The sequence below is a fragment of the Alsobacter sp. P4_H11 genome, assembly GCF_056400925.1.
The window spans coordinates 396,354-414,502 of sequence record NZ_JBFUKI010000003.1; the positions used below are offsets into that span (position 1 = coordinate 396,354).

Here is an 18,149-nt window from a genome sequence, read left to right on the forward strand (position 1 = left end):
ATGAAGGCCTCATGTCCACAGCGCTCAAAGACGCCGCCGAACGCCACAACCGCATCCTGGACGCGGCGGAGCGCTGCTTCGTGCGCTCCGGCTTCCACCGCACCACCATGCAGGACGTGGCCGCCGAGGCGCAGATGAGCGCCGGCAACCTCTATCGCTACTTCCCGTCCAAGGACGCGATCGTGGCGGGGCTCTCCGAGCGCGACCGCAACGAGCTCGCGGCCGACTTCACGGCCCCGGCGGGCCCGGTGGATTTCTTCGGCTTTCTGGAAGCGCTGGGACGCAAGCATTTCGTCGAGGCGCCGCGGGAGAAAGCCGTGATGCTGCTCGAGATTTGGGCCGAGTCCACGCGCAACCCCGCCGTTCGCGACTGCTGCGGCGCCATCGATGGCCTGCTGCAGACGATGATGCTCGACCTGATCGCGGCCGGGAAAAACAGCGGCGCCGTGGTGGCGTCGGTCGATCCCGCCTTTGCGCTGCGGGTCCTGTTCACGATGGCGGACGGCCTGTTCAAGCGCCGCGCCCTCGAGCCGGGCTTCGACGGCGAACAGGAGCTCGCCAACGCCATGGCGGTGTTCCGCGCTGTGTTCACCGGCCAGATCCAACCAACCACATCCGCGCCTTCCGGGGTTTCCGCATGACCGCCGCCCGCCTCCTTCTCGCGTCGCTCGCAACGCTCGTCGCCGCCCCGCTGGCGTCGCCCGCCTGGAGCGCGGACGCCGCGCCCGCCCCCGCGATATTGTCAGTTCCGGCCGTCACGGTGGCGCAGGCCGCCCGGCGCGAGATGATCGACCGGGTCGTGGTGTCGGGCACCCTCACGGCGCGCGACGAGGTGCTGGTCTCGGCCGAAATCGACGGCCTGCGCGTCACCGAGCTGCTCGCCGACGAGGGCGACGTCGTGAAGAGCGGCCAGGTGCTCGCCCGGCTCTCGCGCGACACTCTCAACACGCAGCTCGCCCAGAACGACGCCGCCATGGCGCGCGCCGAAGCCGGCATCGCGCAGGCCCGCAGCCAGATCGCGCAGGCCGAGGCCAGCCAGGTCGAGGCGCAGGCGGCGCTGGGCCGCGCGCAGGCCCTGCTGAAAAGCGGCAACGTCACCCAGGAGGTGCTGGACCAGCGCGTCTCCGTGGCGCGCGTCGCCGATGGCCGGCTCGCCGCCGCGCGCGACGGCCTCGCGGTGGCGCAGGCCGACCGGGCCCAGAGCGCCGCCCAGCGCAGCGAATTGCAGGTCCGGCTCGCCCGCACGGAGATCAAGGCCCCGGCCGCCGGCGTGGTGAGCCGCCGCAGTGTGAAGCTCGGCGGCCTCAGCGCCATGGCGGGCGACCCGATGTTTCGCATCATCGCCAATGGCGACGTGGAGCTCGAGGCCGAGGTGCTGGAAGTGCATCTCGCCAGCCTCAAGCCCGGCGCGCCCGCCATCGTTCGCGTCCGCGACGGCGAGGATCTGCGCGGCGAGGTGCGGCTGCTGCCCGCCGAGGTCGACCGCGCCACCCGCGTCGGCAAGGTCCGCATCCGCCTGCCGCAGGACCCGTCGCTGCGCGTCGGCGCCTTCGCGCGCGGTGAGATCATCGTGGCGCAGCGCGAGGCCGTCGCCACGCCCTCCTCGGCGCTGGTGTTCGGGCAGGACGGCGTTTCGGTGCACGTGGTCAAGGACGACAAGGTCGAGGTCCGGCCGGTGAAGATCGGCATCGTGGCCGGCGGCTATGCGGAAATCGCGTCCGGGCTGCAGGCCGGCGAAACCGTGATCGCCCGCGCGGCCGGGTTCCTGCGCCAGGGCGACGCCGTGCGCGTCGTGGCGGCCACGCAGCCCGTCAAGGGAGCCCAGCAATGACCCTCAACATCTCCGCCTGGGCCATTCGCAAGCCGATCCCGAGCATCGCGCTGTTCGCCGTGATGCTGATCCTGGGCATGGTCAGCTTCGGCAAGCTGCCGATCACGCGCTTTCCCAACATCGACATCCCGATCGTGTCCGTCGCGGTCACGCAGTCGGGCGCGGCGCCGGCCGAGCTGGAGACGCAGGTCACCAAGAAGGTCGAGAACGCCGTCTCGGGCATCAGCGGCGTGAAGCACGTGATCTCGTCGGTGACGGACGGCTCCTCGGTCACCACCATCGAGTTCCGGCTTGAGGTGAACAGCGATCGCGCGCTGAACGACGTCAAGGACGCCATCGCGCGCGTGCGGGCCGACCTGCCGCGCACCATCGACGAGCCGATCACCCAGCGCGTCGACATCGCGGGCCTGCCGATCGTCACCTATGCGGCCTCCGCGCCCACGCTCTCGGCCGAGGAGATCTCCTGGTACGTGGACGACGTGGTGGCGCGCGACCTCCAGTCCGTGAAGGGCGTCTCCAAGGTGGAGCGCATCGGCGGCGTGGACCGCGAGATCCGGGTGGCGCTGAACCCCGACCGCTTGCTCTCCCTCGGAATCACGGCCGCGGACGTCAACAAGCAGCTGCGCGCCACGCATGTGGACCTCGCCGGCGGGCGCGGCGAAGTGGGCGCGCGCGAGCAGTCCATCCGCACCCTGGCGGGCTCTTCTTCGGTCGAGGAGCTGGCCGCCACCACGATCGCGCTGCCGGGCGGCCGCAAGGTGCGGCTCGACGAGCTCGGGACCGTGACCGACAGCGCGGCCGAGAGCCGCACCTTCGCGCGCTTCAACGGCGAGCCCGTGGTGGGCTTCTCGGTGTCGCGTTCCAAGGGCGCGAGCGACGCCGAGCTCTCGGTGGCGGTCGCCAAGCGCATCGAGGCGCTGCAGAAGAAGCGCCCGGACGTGAACCTGCGGCTGATCGACAGCTACGTCACCTACACGCTCGGCAACTACCACTCTGCCATGGATACGCTGGTGGAAGGCGCCGTGCTGGCCGTGCTGGTGGTGCTGATCTTCCTGCGCGACTGGCGCGCCACGCTGGTGGCCGCCATCGCGCTGCCGCTGTCGGTGATCCCCACCTTCTTCGCCATGGACGCGATGGGGTTCTCGCTGAACCTCGTCAGCCTGCTCGCGATCACGCTGGTGACCGGCATCCTGGTGGACGACGCGATCGTCGAGATCGAGAACATCGTCCGCCACATGAACATGGGCAAATCCGCCTACCGGGCCGCCATCGAGGCCGCGGACGAGATCGGCCTCGCCGTGATCGCGATCACGTTCACGATCATGGCGGTGTTCGCGCCCGTGAGCTTCATGGGCGGCATCGCCGGGCAGTACTTCAAGCAGTTCGGCCTCACGGTCGCGGTGGCGGTATTCATCTCGCTGCTGGTCGCGCGGCTGCTCACCCCCATGCTGGCGGCCTATTTCATGCGCGCCAAGCCGCATGTGGAAGAGCGCGAAGGCGCGGTGATGCGCGCCTATACGCGCCTCGTCGGCTGGTCGGCGCGGCACCGCTTCGCCACGGTGGCGATCGGCATCGCGCTGTTCGCGGGCTCGCTCTACAGCACGCAGCTCCTGCCCTCCGGCTTCCTGCCGGGCGAGGATTCGGCCCGCTCGCTTTTCGTGGTGGAGCTGCCGCCAGGTTCGCGGCTGGCCGACACCCAGGCGGTGACGGACGACGTCACCCGCATGCTGCGCGAGCGCCCGGACGTGAAGAGCGTGTTCGTGGACGGCGGCCGCACCCTGCAGGGCGGCGGCGCCTCCAACGGAGGCGAGGTCCGCAAGGCCACGCTGGTTGTGAACTACGTCCACAAGGACGACCGGCCCATCACCCAGAAAGCCATCGAGCGCGAGATCCTGCAGAAGCTCGCGACAGTGCCTGACATCCGCTACTGGCTGCTCAACGAGAACGGCCAGCGCGGCCTGTCGCTGCTGGTCACCGGCGACGACACCAAGGTGGTGAGCGACATCGCGGCGCGCCTGCAGAGCGAGATGCGCACCATCCCGACCCTGCAGGGTCCGATCTCCACGGCGGCGCTGGACCGGCCGGAGATCCGCATCAAGCCGCGCACGGATCTTGCCGCCGACCTCGGCGTCTCCACGGACGCCATCGCGGAGACCATCCGGGTGGCGACCCTGGGCGACATCGCCGCCAACCTGGCCAAGTTCAACGCCGGCGACCGGCAGATCCCCATCCGGGTGCAGCTCGACGAGCGCTACCGGGCCGACCAGGGCATGCTGGAAGCGCTGAAAATCCCCACCACCAAGGGCGCGCCCGTGCCGCTCGCCACCGTGGCGGAGATCGGCTTCGGCCAGGGCCCGACCGCGATCGACCGCTACGACCGCGTCCGCAAGGTGGCGCTCGAGGCCGACATGTACGGCACCGACGCGCTGGGCGAGGTGATCGCCGAGGTCATGAAGCTCCCCACGGCCCGCAACCTGCCGCCGGGGGTGGAGATCAAGACCTCCGGCGACGCCGAGATCATGGAAGAGGTGTTCCAGGGCTTCGCGCTGGCGATGGGCGCCGGGCTGATGATGGTTTTCGGCGTGCTGGTGATCCTGTTCGGCGGCTTCCTGCAGCCGATCACGATCCTGTTCTCGCTGCCGCTCTCCTTCGGCGGCGTCGTGATGGCGCTGCTGCTCACGCACCGGCCGATCAGCATGCCGGTGGTGATCGGCCTCTTGATGCTGATGGGCATCGTCACCAAGAACGCCATCATGCTGGTGGACTTCGCCATCGAGGAGCGCCGCAAGGGCGTGGACCGCGTGCACGCCATCGTGGACGCCGGCCGCAAGCGCGCCCGCCCGATCGTGATGACCACCATCGCGATGGCGGCCGGCATGATCCCGAGCGCGCTCGGCATCGGCGACGGCGGCGAGTTCCGCTCCCCCATGGCCATCGCGGTGATCGGCGGGCTGGTGGTCTCGACCCTGCTATCGCTGGTGTTCGTGCCCGCCGTCTACCTCGTGATGGACGACATCGGCCGCGGCTTCACCTGGCTCTTCGGCCGCTTCGTCGGCGAACGCGACGAGCCGGAGGGGTATGAGGCGGTGAAGCCGGAGCCCGGCCCCGCGACGGCGCAGAGCATGGGCCGGCTGCCGATGGCGGCGGAGTAGAAGAAGTAGTCCAAGGCGCCCTCGTCCCCAGCGCCCTCGTCCCCGGCGCCCTTACCCCTGCCCCTCTCGTTGGCGGGAGAGGGATCGCGCACGGCGATGGCGGCTAGCTGTTCAGGATGCTCCATCTCACCACTACCTCGCGGCCCCCCTCTCCCCCTGGGAGAGGGGCAGGGGTGAGGGCGCCGGGCGTAGAACCCTAACCGCTTCTCTCCACCAACCTCGCCCTGATCACGGCCAGCACAGCGTCGATGTCGTGCAGCACGGCTGTGTTCTCAAAGCGCACCACCTCAAGCCCCTGCGCCTGCAAAAAGCGCGTCCGCTCATCGTCATAGGCCTCGAACCAGCCATGCTGGCGGCCATCGAGCTCGACGACGAGCCGCGCCGAAGAGCAGAGAAAGTCGACGACATAGAGGCCCATCGGGACCTGCCGCCGAAACTTGGCGCCGTCAAGCTGCCGGTTGCGCAACGCCTGCCAGAGGATGAGCTCAGGCTGGGTCGGCGACTTCCGCAGATGCCGCGCGAAGGCGATTTTCTCGGTGGACATGCGACAACGTCGCCGCCTGAATCGGGTTGTGTCTACGCACGTCCGGTGGAAGCGGGTTGCGGCCCGGCCCCGGCGCCCTCACCCCTGCCCCTCTCCCGCAGGCGGGAGAGGGATCGCGCACGTTGATTGCGGCTCCTGGTCCGGGAAGCTCCCCCTACCCACCCCCTCGCGGCCCCCCTCTCCCCTTGGGAGAGGGGCAGGGGTGAGGGCGCCGGGCATAAAGCCCTACGCATCCCCCGCCGGCGCCTGAGCGTTCGCATCACCCAGAAACCCGCGCTTCCTCAGCAGCGCCTGCACGTCCGGGTCGCGGCCGCGGAATGCGCGGTAGGCTTCGGCCGGGTCCTGCTTGCCGCCGGCGGAGTACACGAAGGTCTTCAGCCGCTCGGCCACTCCGGGCGAGAAGATGTCGCCGGCTTCCTCGAAGGCCGCGAAGCCGTCGGCGTCCAGCACCTCCGACCAGAGGTAGGAGTAGTAGCCGGCCGAGTAGCCGTCGCCCGAGAACACGTGGGCGAAGTGCGGCGTGCGGTGGCGCATCACCATGGCGGCCGGCATGCCGAGGCGCTCCAGCACGCCGGCCTCGAACGCGATGGGGTCGACCGCGTCGGCGTTTTCGAGCGAGTGGAAGGCCAGGTCGACCAGGGCCGAGGACGTGTATTCGACGGTCGCGAAGCCCTGGTTGAAGTTGCGCGCCGCCAGCACGCGCGCGAGCAGCGCCTCCGGCATGGGCTCGCCGGTTTCGGCATGCACGGCGAAGCGGCGCAGCACGTCGGGCTGCATCAGCCAGTGCTCGTAGAGCTGCGACGGGAACTCCACGAAATCGCGCGACACGCTGGTGCCGGCGATGGAGGGGTACACCACGTCCGACAGCATGCCATGCAGGCCGTGGCCGAATTCGTGGAACAGCGTGCGGGCGTCGTCGAAGCTGAGCAGGCTCGGCTGCCCCTCCCCGCCCTTGGAGAAGTTCATCACGTTGACGATGATGGGCCGCACCTCGCCGCCGAGCTTGCGCTGGCCCCGATAGCTGCTCATCCAGGCGCCCGAGCGCTTGGAGGGCCGGGCGAAATAGTCGCCCAGGAAAACCGCCACGTGCTCGCCGTCCGCGTCCGTCACCTCCCAGGCGCGCACGTCCGGGTGGTAGACGGGCAGGTCCGGCCGCTCCGTGAAGCGCACGCCGAAGAGGCGCGTGGCCGTGTCGAAGGCGGCCTCGATCATGCGGTCGAGCTGGAAATACGGCTTCAGCTGCGCCTCGTCGAGGTCGTGCCGGGCCTTGCGCACCTTGGCGGCGTAGAAGCGCCAGTCATGCGGGCCGATCTCGATGTTCGCGCCCTCGGCGCGGGCCGCGGCCGCGAGGTCGTCGCGCTCCTCGGCGGCGCGGAGCTTGGCGGGCGCCCAGACGCGGTCCAGCAGGTCCTGCACGTTCCGGGGCGTCTTCGCCATGGTGTTGTCGAGCTTGAAGGCCGCGAAGGTGGGGTATCCCAGCAACCTGGCGCGCTCGGCGCGCAGCCGCAGCGTCTCGGCCACGATGGCGCGGTTGTCGGTCTCGCCGCCCATCTGGCCGCGATGCGTCCAGGCATCGAATGCCTTTTCGCGCAGCGCCCGGTTGGTGGAAAACTGCAGAAACGGCTCGATGCTGGAGCGCGACAGCGTGATCACGGCCTGGCCGGGATGGCCGCCCTCGTCGCCGGCGCGGCGCGCGGCGTCCAGCAGCCAGTCCGGCAGGCCGGCCTTGTCGGCGTCGGTTTCGAGCACGAGCTTGTAGCCGGCCTCGTCGGCCAGCACGTTCTGGCTGAACTGGGTGCCCAGCGCGGCCAGCCGCTCCACGATGGCGGCGAGGCGCTCGCGGGCCGGGCCCTGCAGCCTGGCGCCGGCGCGCACGAAGCGCTTGTGGGTGAGTTCCAGCACGCGGCGCTGCTCGTCGTCGAGGTCGAGATCGTCGAGGCGGCCGAACAGCGCATCGACGCGGCCGAACAGGGCGGCGTTCATGGCGATGTCGCTGAAATGCTTGGCGAGCTTCGGCGACATTTCGCGCTCGATGCCCTGCAGCTCGGGGTTCGTGTGCGCGCCGGCCAGGTTCCAGAACACGCCGCCGACCCGGTCCAGCAGGTCGCCCGAGCGCTCCAGCGCGTCGATCGTGTTCTCGAATGTCGGCTCGGCCGGATCCTTCGCGATGGCGTCGATCTCGGCCCGGTTGCGCTCCAGCGCGGCCTCGAAGGCCGGCCGGTAATGCTCGGGCTTGATGCGATCGAAAGGCGGCAGGCCGAAGGGCGCGGTCCAGGTTTCGAGGAGGGGATTGGCCGTGGCTGTAGTGATGCCGCTCGTCGCGCCGCTCATGGGGATCTCCTCGCCGTTGTGCTGGGGAGAGATATGCGCCGCGGGACCGGGGTGGCAAGGGCGGCCCGGCGCTTGCGACGTCGCCGGCCGCCGGGGTGCGCGTCACGCTCGCGGGAGATGAGCAGCGGTGATGGCGCCGGGCTTGTCCCGTCCAAAGGACGCCTCGTCGTCATTGCGAGCCGGAGGCGAAGCAATCCAGTCTAAATGCCGGGCGCAACGCCCGGCGCCGAGGCCAACCCCAACCAACTGGATTGCTTCGCTGCGCTCGCAATGACGGCGAGGGGCTCAATCGTGGTGCGCGTCCCTCTCCCGCCTGCGGGAGAGGGGCAGGGGTGAGGGCGCCGGGGATTTCCTGCATCTCTCCGTCATTGCGAGCGCCAGCGAAGCAATCCAGCTGATGCCGGGCGCGACGACCAGCGCAGGGCGGAATCCCAACCGCCTGGATTGCTTCGCTGCGCTCGCAATGACGGCGAGGCGCACCTAATTATGAAAATAATCCTTGACAATTTGTCCTGTTTCCCGCACCTTCCGCCTACTCTCGACCTAGGGAGGGGGCGCTTCCGGAGCGGTCCAGAGCGGGGTCGGGGCGCGGCGCCTGCGCGGGTGGGGATACCGGACCCACCCTCCCGGGAGGCCTTTCCGGAGCGGCCGGAGGGTGGGCGCGGGGGTCACAGCCCGCACAAACTCGTCACCCGGCAGTCAGCCCGCCCGCCCCACACTACGGTGGGGCCGTGGACGCGGCCACCTTAACAACCTTGCGGTCGCTGCCCACAAGGAGCGGCCCCGAGGAAGGAGCGCGGGTCGGGAAGGTTTAAAATCGCCGGTCGCGAGGCGTCGGCCCGTCCGAACCCTACGCGTAAAACCAATGATGGGCCGGCGCCTCGCGGCGCCCCTCCACACTGATTGCCTCACCTCCGCGTCGGCGGAGAACGCGGACTCATGCCGTTTAACGCGCGCTCCTTCTCCCCCCGGGAGAAGGTGGCCCGAAGGGCCGGATGAGGGACTAGAGGGAAACCAGATGGCCTCAGTCCGAGCCAGGATCTCGTTCGGCCAGACCCTCATCCGTCAGCTTCGCTGACACCTTCTCCCGGGGGGAGAAGGGGCCGCCGAGCGGGGGAGAGAGGGGCGGAGAGGCTCAACCTTTCCGCCGTCATCCCCGGCGGCGCGCAGCGCCGGGAAGGGGATCCAGGGGACTGGGTCCAGAGCCGGGCGGTGGCCCCTGGATCCCCTTCCCGACCCGCTGCGCGGGTCGCCGGGGATGACGGAGAGAGGTGAGCCTCAGCGCAGGTTGGCGCAGAAGCGCTGGATCTTGTTGCAGGCGTCCTCGAGCAGGGCGTTCGAGGTGGCGTAGCTGATGCGGAAGTTGGGGCCGAGGCCGAAGGCCGAGCCGTGCACGGCGGCGACGCCTTCCTGCTCCAGGAGGCCGGAGACAAAGTCCTCGTCCGTCTGGATCAGCTTGCCGGACGGCGTGGTCTTGCCGATCGCCTCGGCGCAGGAGGGGTAGACGTAAAAGGCGCCCTCGGGCGTCGGGCACTTGAGGTACTTGGCCTGGTTCAGCATCGACACCACGAGATCGCGGCGCTCCTCGAAGGCCTTGCGGGCCGTCGCGATGTAGTCCTGCGGGCCGTTCAGCGCTTCCACGGCCGCCCACTGGGCGATCGAGCAGGCGCCGGAGGTCTGCTGGCCCTGCACCATGTCCATGGCCTTCATGAGCTGCTCGGGCCCGGCCGCGTAGCCGATGCGCCAGCCCGTCATCGCGTAGGCTTTGGAGACGCCGTTCATCGTCAGCGTGCGGTGGATGAGGTTGGGCTCGATCTGGGCCGGGGTGGTGAACTGGAAGTCGCCGAACACGAGGTGCTCGTACATGTCGTCGGTGAGCACCCAGACATGCTCGTGGCGCACCAGCACGTCGGTGATCGCCTTCAGCTCGTCGCGCGTATAGGCGGCGCCGGACGGGTTGGAGGGCGAGTTCAGGATCACCCACTTGGTGCGCGGCGTGATGGCGCGCTCCAGGTCCTCGGCCTTGAGCTTGAAGTCGTTCTCGAGCGGGCAGTCCACGAACACCGGCTTGCCGCCGACCAGCAGCACCATGTCGGGGTAGCTCACCCAATAGGGCGCCGGAATGATGACCTCGTCGCCGGCGTTCAGCGTGCACACGAAAGCGTTGTAGAGCACCTGCTTGCCGCCGGTGCACACGATGGTCTGGCCGACCTTGTAGTCGAGGTCGTTCTCGCGCTTGAACTTCTTGACGATGGCCTCGCGCAGCGGCTGGATGCCGGACACGGGCGTGTACTTGGTCTCGCCGCGCCGGATGGCGTCGATGGCGGCCAGCTTGATGTTCTCGGGCGTGTCGAAGTCGGGCTCGCCCACCGAGAGGCTGATGATCTCGCGGCCCTGCGCTTTCAGGTCCCGGGCCTTCTGCGTCACCGCGATGGTGGCGGAGGGCTTTACGCGGGAAAGAGCGTCGGCGAGAAAGGCCATGATGGGGCTCCGAAAACGGTGTCGGTCAGCGCTGGCGCGGCCCGCGGAAGTGGGGGGCGCTCAGGCGGGCGGACCCTAGTGCGGGCACGCAATCACGGCAAGCCAAAAGCCGTGATCCAAAAGGTCAATGGGAGGAATGATATGGGCTTTTCACGTCGCGCCGCTGTGGCGGCCGCCATCCTGTGCGCCTGCGCGGCGCCGCTGGGCGGCGCATCCGCGCAAGGCTTTCCGAGCCGCACGATCACGCTGGTAGTCCCCTACCCGGCCGGCGGCCCCGTGGACGTGGTGGCGAGGCTGATCGCCCAGGAGGCCGGGGCGGAGCTGAAGCAGTCGATCATCGTGGAAAACCGCGCCGGGGCGAGCGGCATCGTCGGCTCGCAGGCCGTGGCGCGGGCAGAGCCGGACGGCTACACGCTGGTGCTGGGCACCAACCAGACGCACGCCACCAACCAGAGCCTGCTAAAGACCACGCCCTACGACGCTGCGAAGGACTTCGCCCCCGTGGCGGGCGTCGCCGACATCCAGCACGTTCTGGTGGCCCACAAGGACCTCCCCGCCCAGACCGCGGCCGAGCTGGTGAAGCTCGCCAAGGACAAGCCCGGCGCGCTCACCTATGGGTCCACCGGGAACGGATCGGCCTCGCATCTGGCCGCCGAGCTGTTCAAGACTCGGGCGGGGATCGACCTCCTGCATGTGCCGTTCAAGGGCGCGGCGCCGATGACCACCGAGCTCCTGGCCGGGCGCATCGACGTCGCCTTCGCGACGCTGCCGAGCGTGATCTCGCAGATCGAGGGCGGCGAGCTGAAGGCGCTCGCGGTTGCGAGCGCGACGCGCGCCGCCAAGCTGCCCACTGTGGCCACGCTGGGCGAGCAGGGCGTCTCGGGCGTGGAGGCGGACGCCTGGTTCGCGCTGTTCGCGCCGGCCAAGACGCCGGACGCCGTGGTGGAGACGCTCTACAAGGCCGTGGCGGCGGGCCTCGCCAAGCCGGCCGCCCAGGACGCCATGGCGCGGCAGGGCCTGACGGTGGCGATGAAGACGCCGCAGCAGCTCGGCGCCATGATCCCGGGCGAGATCACGAAGTGGGCCGAGGTGATCCGCATCTCGGGCGCGAAGGTGGATTGATGAGCGCCACCGTCATCCCCGGCCGCAGCGGCGAAGCCGCGAAGGGGAAGGGGATCCAGGCGACTGGGCGCAGAATCGATCAAGTGGCCCCTGGATCCCCTTCCCGCGCCTTCGGCGCGCCGGGGATGACGGTGGAGAGCACAAAAAAAGGGCCGGACGTCGCGAGACGCCCGGCCATTTTGGAGTCGTTCCGGATCGAAACCCGAAAACCGTCCAGAGGGGAACGGTCCAACGTGGGCTCAACACCGGGAGGGGGAAGGTGGAGACCACGACCGGAACCACCCCCTATATGCGGGCCGGGAGCCCCTCCATCAACGCATATGCTCTCATATCAGGCATGCGGTGAGCGCGTGTTGAGCAGAAGCTGCACATCCGCCGGGCGCCGCGCCTCAATCCGCCCGCACCGGCGGGTACAGGGCCTCGGCGTCGGCACGGAACGCCCGGCGGGCGTCGTCGCGGGCGTAGAACATGTGTCCGCCGGGGTAGACCTGCAGCTTCAGCCGATCACGCCCGCCCAGCGGCGGCAGTTGCGCCAGGAGGAGCTTGTTCTCGAAATAAGGCGTCACCAGATCGGTCGCGCCGTGCACCACGAGCGCCTTCAGGTTCGGGTCCAGCGCCAGCGCGTCGCGCAGGTCGCCCAGCGCCTCCGGGGCGCTGCGCCGGCCGCCCCACTGCCATTGGGCGTTCACTTCGCGGTTCAGCAGCCGGTAGGGCCGATCGATACGCCAGCCGAGGCGGCGGTAGAGGTCCGTCATCGCGGCCGAGAGCGGCGCCTCGACGGCGTCGAGCACCGGGTCGTCGCCATGGCCGGCCGCCGCCGCAAAGGGCTGCGGGTCGATGCCCGTCACGGTGGCGTCGTACGCGCTGGAGAGGCGCCCGCGTTGCCGCTCCCGCGCGAAGGTCGAAACGTCCACGCGCCCGGCCAGCCGGCGAACGAGGTCCTTAGGCAACCCCGTCAAGGCCGAGACCCGCTCGGTCATGCGTCCCACCGCGGCGTCGTCGTTGGGGCCCTTGAGCAGGTCCGCCATGAACTCGCCGGCGGCGTAGCGCTCGGCCTCTTCCATGGCCTTGGGGTCGAGCGGCCCGTCCTGCCGGGCGGCCGCCATGGAGGGCAATTCGGTGACCCAGCGCAGCGGCGAATGGCGCGGCTGGAAGCGCCAGGCGAAATCCAGCACGGGCGACAGCATCACGACCCCGCGCACGCCGACGCCCTGGCTGCCCTGCAACTCGCGGGCGAGGCGCGGGGCGCGGTAGCCGCCATAGCTTTCGCCGAGCAGCACCTTGGGGGAGGCCTGCCGGCCGTTTTTCTCCACCCATTTGCGCACCACGACGCCGAGCGACGAGATGTCGGCGTCAACGGACCAGAAGCGTCGCCGAAGGTCGTCGCCCCGGGCGGTGGACCAGCTGTAGCCGGTGCCGACCGGGTCGATGAAGACGAGGTCGGTGAAGTCGAGCCAGGTCTCGGGGTTCGGCTCCGTAACGGGGCTGTCAGACGGGGCGGGCTTTTCCATCGGCAGCCGCCAGGGGCCGACCGCGCCGATGTTGAGATAGGCGGAGGCCGCGCCGGGGCCGCCATTGAACGCGAAGGTCAGCGGCCGCTTGGCCGGGTCGCCGCCGACGCGCTGGAAGGCCACGAAGCCGATCTCGGCCAGCAGCGGCCCGCCCTCGCCGTCGAAGAGCGGAATGGAGCCCAGCGTGGCGGTGAATTTCAGGCTGCGGCCCGGCAGGTCCAGCGTGTGCTCGGTCACCGAATCGGCCGGGAACTTGCGGGCGTCGTCCCGCGCCTTGTCGGCCTTTTCGGCCGGTTGCTCGCCCTGCTCGGCCCGTTGCGGGCGCCCCTGCTGGGCCGGCGCGGGCTCGGTGAGCGCGAGGCTGCCGAGCGCGACCGCGATGCAGAGCGCCGGGCCGGCGTGGCGCAGAGGCGAAAGAAAACGCATGAAGGCTCCCGGGCGGCTCAAAGGGACTGGATCGTAGCCGCTTGGCTGCGGCAAAATGGGGGCGACCGTGACATGGAAACCATGTTCGGCCTCAACTCGCTCACAAACGTGCGTCAAACGGAACCGTTGCCGTCAGCGGCGAATTGGTCGGACACGTGGTTTCCGGAGATTTCACCCCCATGATGAGTCGGCGTTTCGTCGCCCTTGGCCTGCCGTTCGTGCTCGGCGGTTGCGTTTCCACCCGCCCGATGCCGATGGTGTCGAACATGACGCGCCGGCCCGGTCTCGATCCGGCCTATTACGCGATGTATGGCGAGCTGCCGGACGAGCGTTTCCCGGTTCCGGCCGTGAACATCGACGAGATCGACCCAACCTACCTGCGCCGCCCCGTGGCGTTTGACGGAGCGGAGCGGCCGGGCACCATCGTGGTCGATCCGGACCAGAAGTTCCTCTACCTCGTCCAGGAAGGCGGCCGGGCCATGCGCTACGGCGTCGGCGTCGGCCGCGAGGGCTTCGGCTGGAGCGGCAATGCGACGATCAAGCGCAAGGCCGAATGGCCGACCTGGACGCCGCCCTCCAGCATGATCCTGCGCCAGCCGGAGCTGGAGGAATACGCCAACGGCATGCCGGGCGGCCCCGAGAACCCGCTGGGCGCCCGCGCGCTCTACCTCTACCAGGGCGACCGCGACACGCTGTACCGCATCCACGGCACCACCGAGCCGCAGACCATCGGCACCCGGGTCTCGTCCGGCTGCATCCGGCTGATCAACCAGGACGTGATCGACCTTCATCGCCGCGTGCCCACCGGCACCCGCGTGGTGGTGCGCGGCAGCAGCGGCGCGTTCGACGAGTTCAGCTGAGCAAGCCAGAGCGGCGCCGCGCTGCCTGTGGAGCGTGGCGCCGGCGCCGCTCACCTCGACGCCGATGCGTGCTAGGTGAGACGTCCGCCCAGAGTCGGGCGCGTGGCGTATGAGGCGTTGATGAAAGCCGGGATCGACATGGGCCAGACGTCCGAGGGGACGGCCGCCCTTCTCGACCTCGAGGAATTGCTCGCGACCCGCCTGCTCGTGCAGGGCAATTCGGGGTCCGGCAAGTCGCATCTGCTGCGCCGGCTGCTGGAGCAGAGCGCCAGCTGGGTGCAGCAGGCGATCATCGACCCGGAGGGCGACTTCGTCACCATGGCGGACCGGTTCGGCCATCTCGTGGTCGACGCCGCCCAGAGCGAGAACGACCTGCAGCGCATCGCCGCGCGGGTGCGTCAACACCGGGCCTCGGTGGTGCTGAACCTCGAAGGTCTGGACGTGGAAGGCCAGATGCGCTGCGCGGCGGCGTTCCTGGGCGGCCTCTTCGACGCCGACCGCGACTACTGGTACCCGATGCTCGTGGTGGTGGACGAGGCGCAGCTCTTCGCGCCAGCCGCCGCCGGCGAGGTCTCGGACGAGGCGCGCAAGCTCTCGCTCGGGGCCATGACCAACCTGATGTGCCGTGGCCGCAAGCGCGGGCTGGCGGGCGTGATCGCCACCCAGCGGCTGGCCAAGCTGGCCAAGAACGTGGCGGCGGAAGCCTCCAATTTCCTGATGGGCCGCACCTTCCTGGACATCGACATGGCGCGCGCCGCCGACCTGCTCGGCATGGAGCGGCGACAGGCCGAGATGTTCCGCGATCTCGAGCGCGGGCGGTTCATCGCGCTCGGCCCCGCCCTGTCGCGCCGGCCGCTGCCGATGCTGATCGGCGACGTCGAGACGCAGGCGCGCAGCGCCAGCCCCAAGCTGCTGCCGCTGCCGGACGCCCCGGCCGAGGGCATGCACGAGTTGATCTTCGAGGCGCCGGACCCGGAGCCCGTGCGCGTCCACCGGCCGCGCGTCGCCCCGCCGCCGACCACGGCCGACATCATGGCGCAGCTCGCCCGCCACCGCCCGGCCGAGCCGGCCGCCGAGGCCGCGCCCGCCATGGCGCCCGAGGAACGCGCCGCGCTGATGGACGACATTCTGCGCGAGATCATGGCGGATCCGGACGCCGCCTTCGCGTCGATCGCGGTGCTTTACCAGGACTTCCTGGTTCGCTGCCGCATCCGGCGGGTGACAGGCGAGCCCATGGGGCTGCCGACATTCCGTCGCCGCCTCGCGGTGGCGCGCGCCGGCGCGCAACCCGGACAGGCGGACGAAAGCTGGGACAAGGCGGTGGCGTTCGCGGCCGAGCTCGAGGAGGACATCCAGGCGGTGTTCCTGCTGATCGCCCGGGCGGCGCTGGAGAAGGAGCCCTGCCCTTCCGACGACGACATCGCCCGCGCGTTCGGCAGCCGCTCGCCGGCCCGGGCCCGGCGCATCATCGCCTATATGGAAAGCCGCGGCATCGTGGTGTGCCGGACGGACCTGCGCGGCAATCGGATCGTGGCGCTGCCCGACCTCGGCTGCGAAACGGCGGCCGCCGACGCGGCGCCCAAGCCTGCAGTCGCCCCGCGCGAAATCGCGGCTGCGCCGGACCTGTTCGCGAGCGGCTGAGAGCGTCGGGCGCTCAGGACAGGAAAGCGAGCTTTCCGAGCCACCCGAGCCCGGCCAACAGCCCCACCAGCAAAAGCCAACCCGAATACATCGTCGCATACTCCGTTAACCACGCCATCGAACGCTGGAGAGAGGTCCATGTTCCCGGCGCGGTCTGGTTTTGGGCGAGCCTCCCAAAATGAATCCGGCACGAAGGCCGTTAAGTCGGCGCGGATTTAAAGAGCGTTCACGAATAACCGGTAACGCTAGAGCCTGACCGCAGAATCAGGGCCGCGCGCCCGGGATGACGCGCAGCAGATTTCCGTTTGCCTGAGGAGCCGCCTCGTGAGCCTCGCCTACGACACTCTCGCCGATTACGGCGCCAACGCGTCCTCCGAGGCCATGCAGCGGATCGTGACCTTCAAGGTCGACAGCCGCAGCTTCGGGGTCGATGTCGCGTCGGTTCGCGAAATCAAGGGCTGGCAGCCGACGACGCCGCTGCCCAACGCCGCCTCGCACGTGCTGGGCGTCATCAACCTGCGCGGCGCCATCATCGCCGTGTATGACCTTCGCCGCCGCCTTGGCCTCGGCGCCAGCGTGATCTCGCGCTCCAGCGTGGTGATCGTTGTGGACCTCGGCGAGCGCCTCGCCGGCCTGCTGGTGGACGCCGTGTCGGACATCGTCGACATCCAGATTTCGTCCCTGCGCCCGGCCCCGGAGATCGCCGGCGAAGGCGACGATATCCTGCAGGCGCTGGTGGTGAAGGGCGACGAAGTCGTGGCCCTGCTGGACCTCGCCTCCGTGGTCCGCGAAAGCGCAAACGTTTTGAACTGAGTTTCGCCGCTCAGGCGCATGTGGAAAGGGGACCCGGCGGGTCCCCTTTTTCGTTGGGCTCAGCCTCGCCGTCATTGCGAGCCGGAGGCGAAGCAATCCAGCCTAAAGCCCTGGCGCTAGACTGAATTGTTTCGCTTCGCTCGCAATGACGGGAGGGTACGACCGCCGTTGTAGCACTCCACCGTCATCCCGGCGACCTGCGCAGCAGGTCGGGATGGGGATCCAGGGCAAAGGCGCTCACCTCTGGATCCCCTTCCCGGCGCTGCGCGCCGCCGGGGATGACGGAGTTCACTCCTCAGCCCCAGACCTCGCGGCTGATGTCGACGATCATCTGCAGCTTGGCCCACTGTTCGTCCTCGGCGAGCGTGTTGCCCTCCTCCGTTGAGGCGAAGCCGCATTGGGGGGAAAGGCAGAGCTGGTCCAGCGGGGCGTGGCGGAAGGCTTCCTCGATGCGGCGCTTGATGTCGTCCTTCTGCTCCAGCACGCCAGTCTTGGAAGTGACGAGGCCGAGCACCACGGTCTTGCCCTTGGGCAGGAAGCGCAGCGGCTCGAAGCCGCCGGCGCGGTCGGTGTCCCACTCCATGAAGTAGGCGTCGACGTTGACCTCGTTGAACAAAAGCTCGGCGATGGGCTCGTAGCCGCCGCTGGCCACGAAAGTGGAGCGGAAGTTGCCCCGGCACAGATGCATGGAGATCACCATGTCGCTGGGCCGGCCCGCGATGGCGGTGTTGATCATGCCCGCATAGATGTGCGGCTGCTGCACCGGGTCGTCACCACGGTCGGCCAGCATCTTGCGCTGCTCGGGATCGCACAGATACGCGAAGCTGACGTCGTCGAGCTGCAGGTAGCGGCAGCCCTCATTGGCGAAAGCCTGCACGGCGCCGTGATAGGCCTGGCCAAGATCGGCGTAGAAATCGTTCATGTCCGGATAGAGGCCCATGTTGATGAGCTTCCGGCCGGAGCGGTAGTGCAGCATGCTGGGCGACGGGATGGTGAGCTTGGGCGTCGAGCCCTTGCCGCTCTTTTCGGCGGTCTCCTTCAGGAAGCGGAAATGCCGCAGGAAGGGGTGGCCCGAGAAGCCGATCTGGCCGGTGACGCGCGGGGCCTCGTTCTTGGTCTGCACGCCGGCGAACTGAATGCCCTGCTCCACCGCCACCTTGGTGACGCCGTCGAGGTTCCAGAGGAAGTCGTAGTGCCACCAGGAGCGGCGGAACTCGCCGTCCGTCACGGCCTTGAGGCCGATCGCCTCCTGCTTGGCCACCACGGCGGCGATCTCGCGATCCTCCACGGCGGTGAGCTCCTCGGCCGAGATTTCGCCGGCGGCGTGCTTGGCGCGCGCATCCTTGAGGGCGGCGGGCCGCAGAAGGCTGCCGACCATGTCGGCGCGGAACGGTGGGGCGGTGCGGCTCGTCATCGGACGTCTCCCTCGGGTGCTTT

General features: G+C 69.4%; 12 protein-coding genes. 7 read left to right on the top strand and 5 right to left on the bottom strand.

The annotated features are described in order from the left end of the window. Positions 1-11: 11 nt before the first annotated feature. Genes AC1DSZ_RS07525 through AC1DSZ_RS07535 form a run of 3 tightly spaced genes read left to right on the top strand, consistent with a single transcriptional unit; the run spans position 12 to position 4,983 of the window. The gene (locus AC1DSZ_RS07525) at positions 12-641 is read left to right on the top strand and encodes a TetR/AcrR family transcriptional regulator (RefSeq protein ID WP_476837749.1); all 630 of its coding nucleotides are present in this window, start codon (positions 12-14) and stop codon (positions 639-641) included. Further along, complete coding sequence (locus tag AC1DSZ_RS07530; RefSeq protein WP_476837750.1) at positions 638-1,831, top strand: efflux RND transporter periplasmic adaptor subunit; 1,194 nt, start codon at positions 638-640, stop codon at positions 1,829-1,831. The genes AC1DSZ_RS07525 and AC1DSZ_RS07530 overlap by 4 nt, the downstream gene beginning before the upstream one ends. Further along, a complete protein-coding gene (locus tag AC1DSZ_RS07535; RefSeq protein WP_476837751.1) occupies positions 1,828-4,983 on the top strand; it encodes an efflux RND transporter permease subunit in 3,156 nt (1,051 codons plus the stop codon). The genes AC1DSZ_RS07530 and AC1DSZ_RS07535 overlap by 4 nt, the downstream gene beginning before the upstream one ends. Before the next feature lie 196 nt (positions 4,984-5,179). Here the strand turns inward: AC1DSZ_RS07535 and AC1DSZ_RS07540 are convergent, their stop codons facing one another. The 3 genes from AC1DSZ_RS07540 to AC1DSZ_RS07550 all read right to left on the bottom strand — a co-directional run bounded on the left by AC1DSZ_RS07540 (position 5,180) and on the right by AC1DSZ_RS07550 (position 10,339). After that, positions 5,180-5,527, bottom strand: coding sequence for an endonuclease domain-containing protein (locus AC1DSZ_RS07540; RefSeq protein WP_476837752.1), 348 nt, complete (start codon positions 5,525-5,527; stop codon positions 5,180-5,182). A 225-nt stretch (positions 5,528-5,752) separates the two neighbouring features. Beyond that, the gene (locus AC1DSZ_RS07545) at positions 5,753-7,858 is read right to left on the bottom strand and encodes a M3 family metallopeptidase (protein ID WP_476837753.1); all 2,106 of its coding nucleotides are present in this window, start codon (positions 7,856-7,858) and stop codon (positions 5,753-5,755) included. Positions 7,859-9,136: 1,278 nt separating this feature from the next. Continuing rightward, the gene (locus tag AC1DSZ_RS07550; RefSeq protein ID WP_476837754.1) at positions 9,137-10,339 is read right to left on the bottom strand and encodes a pyridoxal phosphate-dependent aminotransferase; all 1,203 of its coding nucleotides are present in this window, start codon (positions 10,337-10,339) and stop codon (positions 9,137-9,139) included. 141 nt (positions 10,340-10,480) lie between these two features. On the opposite strand from AC1DSZ_RS07550, the gene AC1DSZ_RS07555 reads away from it, so the two are divergent. After that, entirely contained in the window at positions 10,481-11,461 is a 981-nt protein-coding gene (locus AC1DSZ_RS07555) for a Bug family tripartite tricarboxylate transporter substrate binding protein (protein ID WP_476837755.1), read from the top strand. Positions 11,462-11,850: 389 nt separating this feature from the next. Here the strand turns inward: AC1DSZ_RS07555 and AC1DSZ_RS07560 are convergent, their stop codons facing one another. Then, positions 11,851-13,398 (bottom strand): S10 family peptidase, encoded by a 1,548-nt coding sequence (locus AC1DSZ_RS07560; RefSeq protein ID WP_476837756.1) that lies wholly within the window; start codon positions 13,396-13,398, stop codon positions 11,851-11,853. Between the two features lie 182 nt (positions 13,399-13,580). Here AC1DSZ_RS07560 and AC1DSZ_RS07565 point away from each other — a divergent pair, with 182 nt between their 5' ends. From AC1DSZ_RS07565 to AC1DSZ_RS07575, 3 genes are all read left to right on the top strand, one after another. Beyond that, a complete protein-coding gene (locus AC1DSZ_RS07565; RefSeq protein WP_476837757.1) occupies positions 13,581-14,258 on the top strand; it encodes a L,D-transpeptidase in 678 nt (225 codons plus the stop codon). 120 nt (positions 14,259-14,378) lie between these two features. Next, complete coding sequence (locus tag AC1DSZ_RS07570) at positions 14,379-15,899, top strand: helicase HerA domain-containing protein (RefSeq protein WP_476837758.1); 1,521 nt, start codon at positions 14,379-14,381, stop codon at positions 15,897-15,899. A 324-nt stretch (positions 15,900-16,223) separates the two neighbouring features. Beyond that, positions 16,224-16,712: a chemotaxis protein CheW gene (locus AC1DSZ_RS07575; RefSeq protein WP_476837759.1), complete on the top strand. Its 489-nt coding sequence runs from the start codon at positions 16,224-16,226 to the stop codon at positions 16,710-16,712. A gap of 295 nt (positions 16,713-17,007) precedes the next feature. Here the strand turns inward: AC1DSZ_RS07575 and AC1DSZ_RS07580 are convergent, their stop codons facing one another. Then, positions 17,008-18,126, bottom strand: coding sequence for a 5-methyltetrahydropteroyltriglutamate--homocysteine S-methyltransferase (locus tag AC1DSZ_RS07580; protein ID WP_476837760.1), 1,119 nt, complete (start codon positions 18,124-18,126; stop codon positions 17,008-17,010). Positions 18,127-18,149 lie beyond the last annotated feature (23 nt).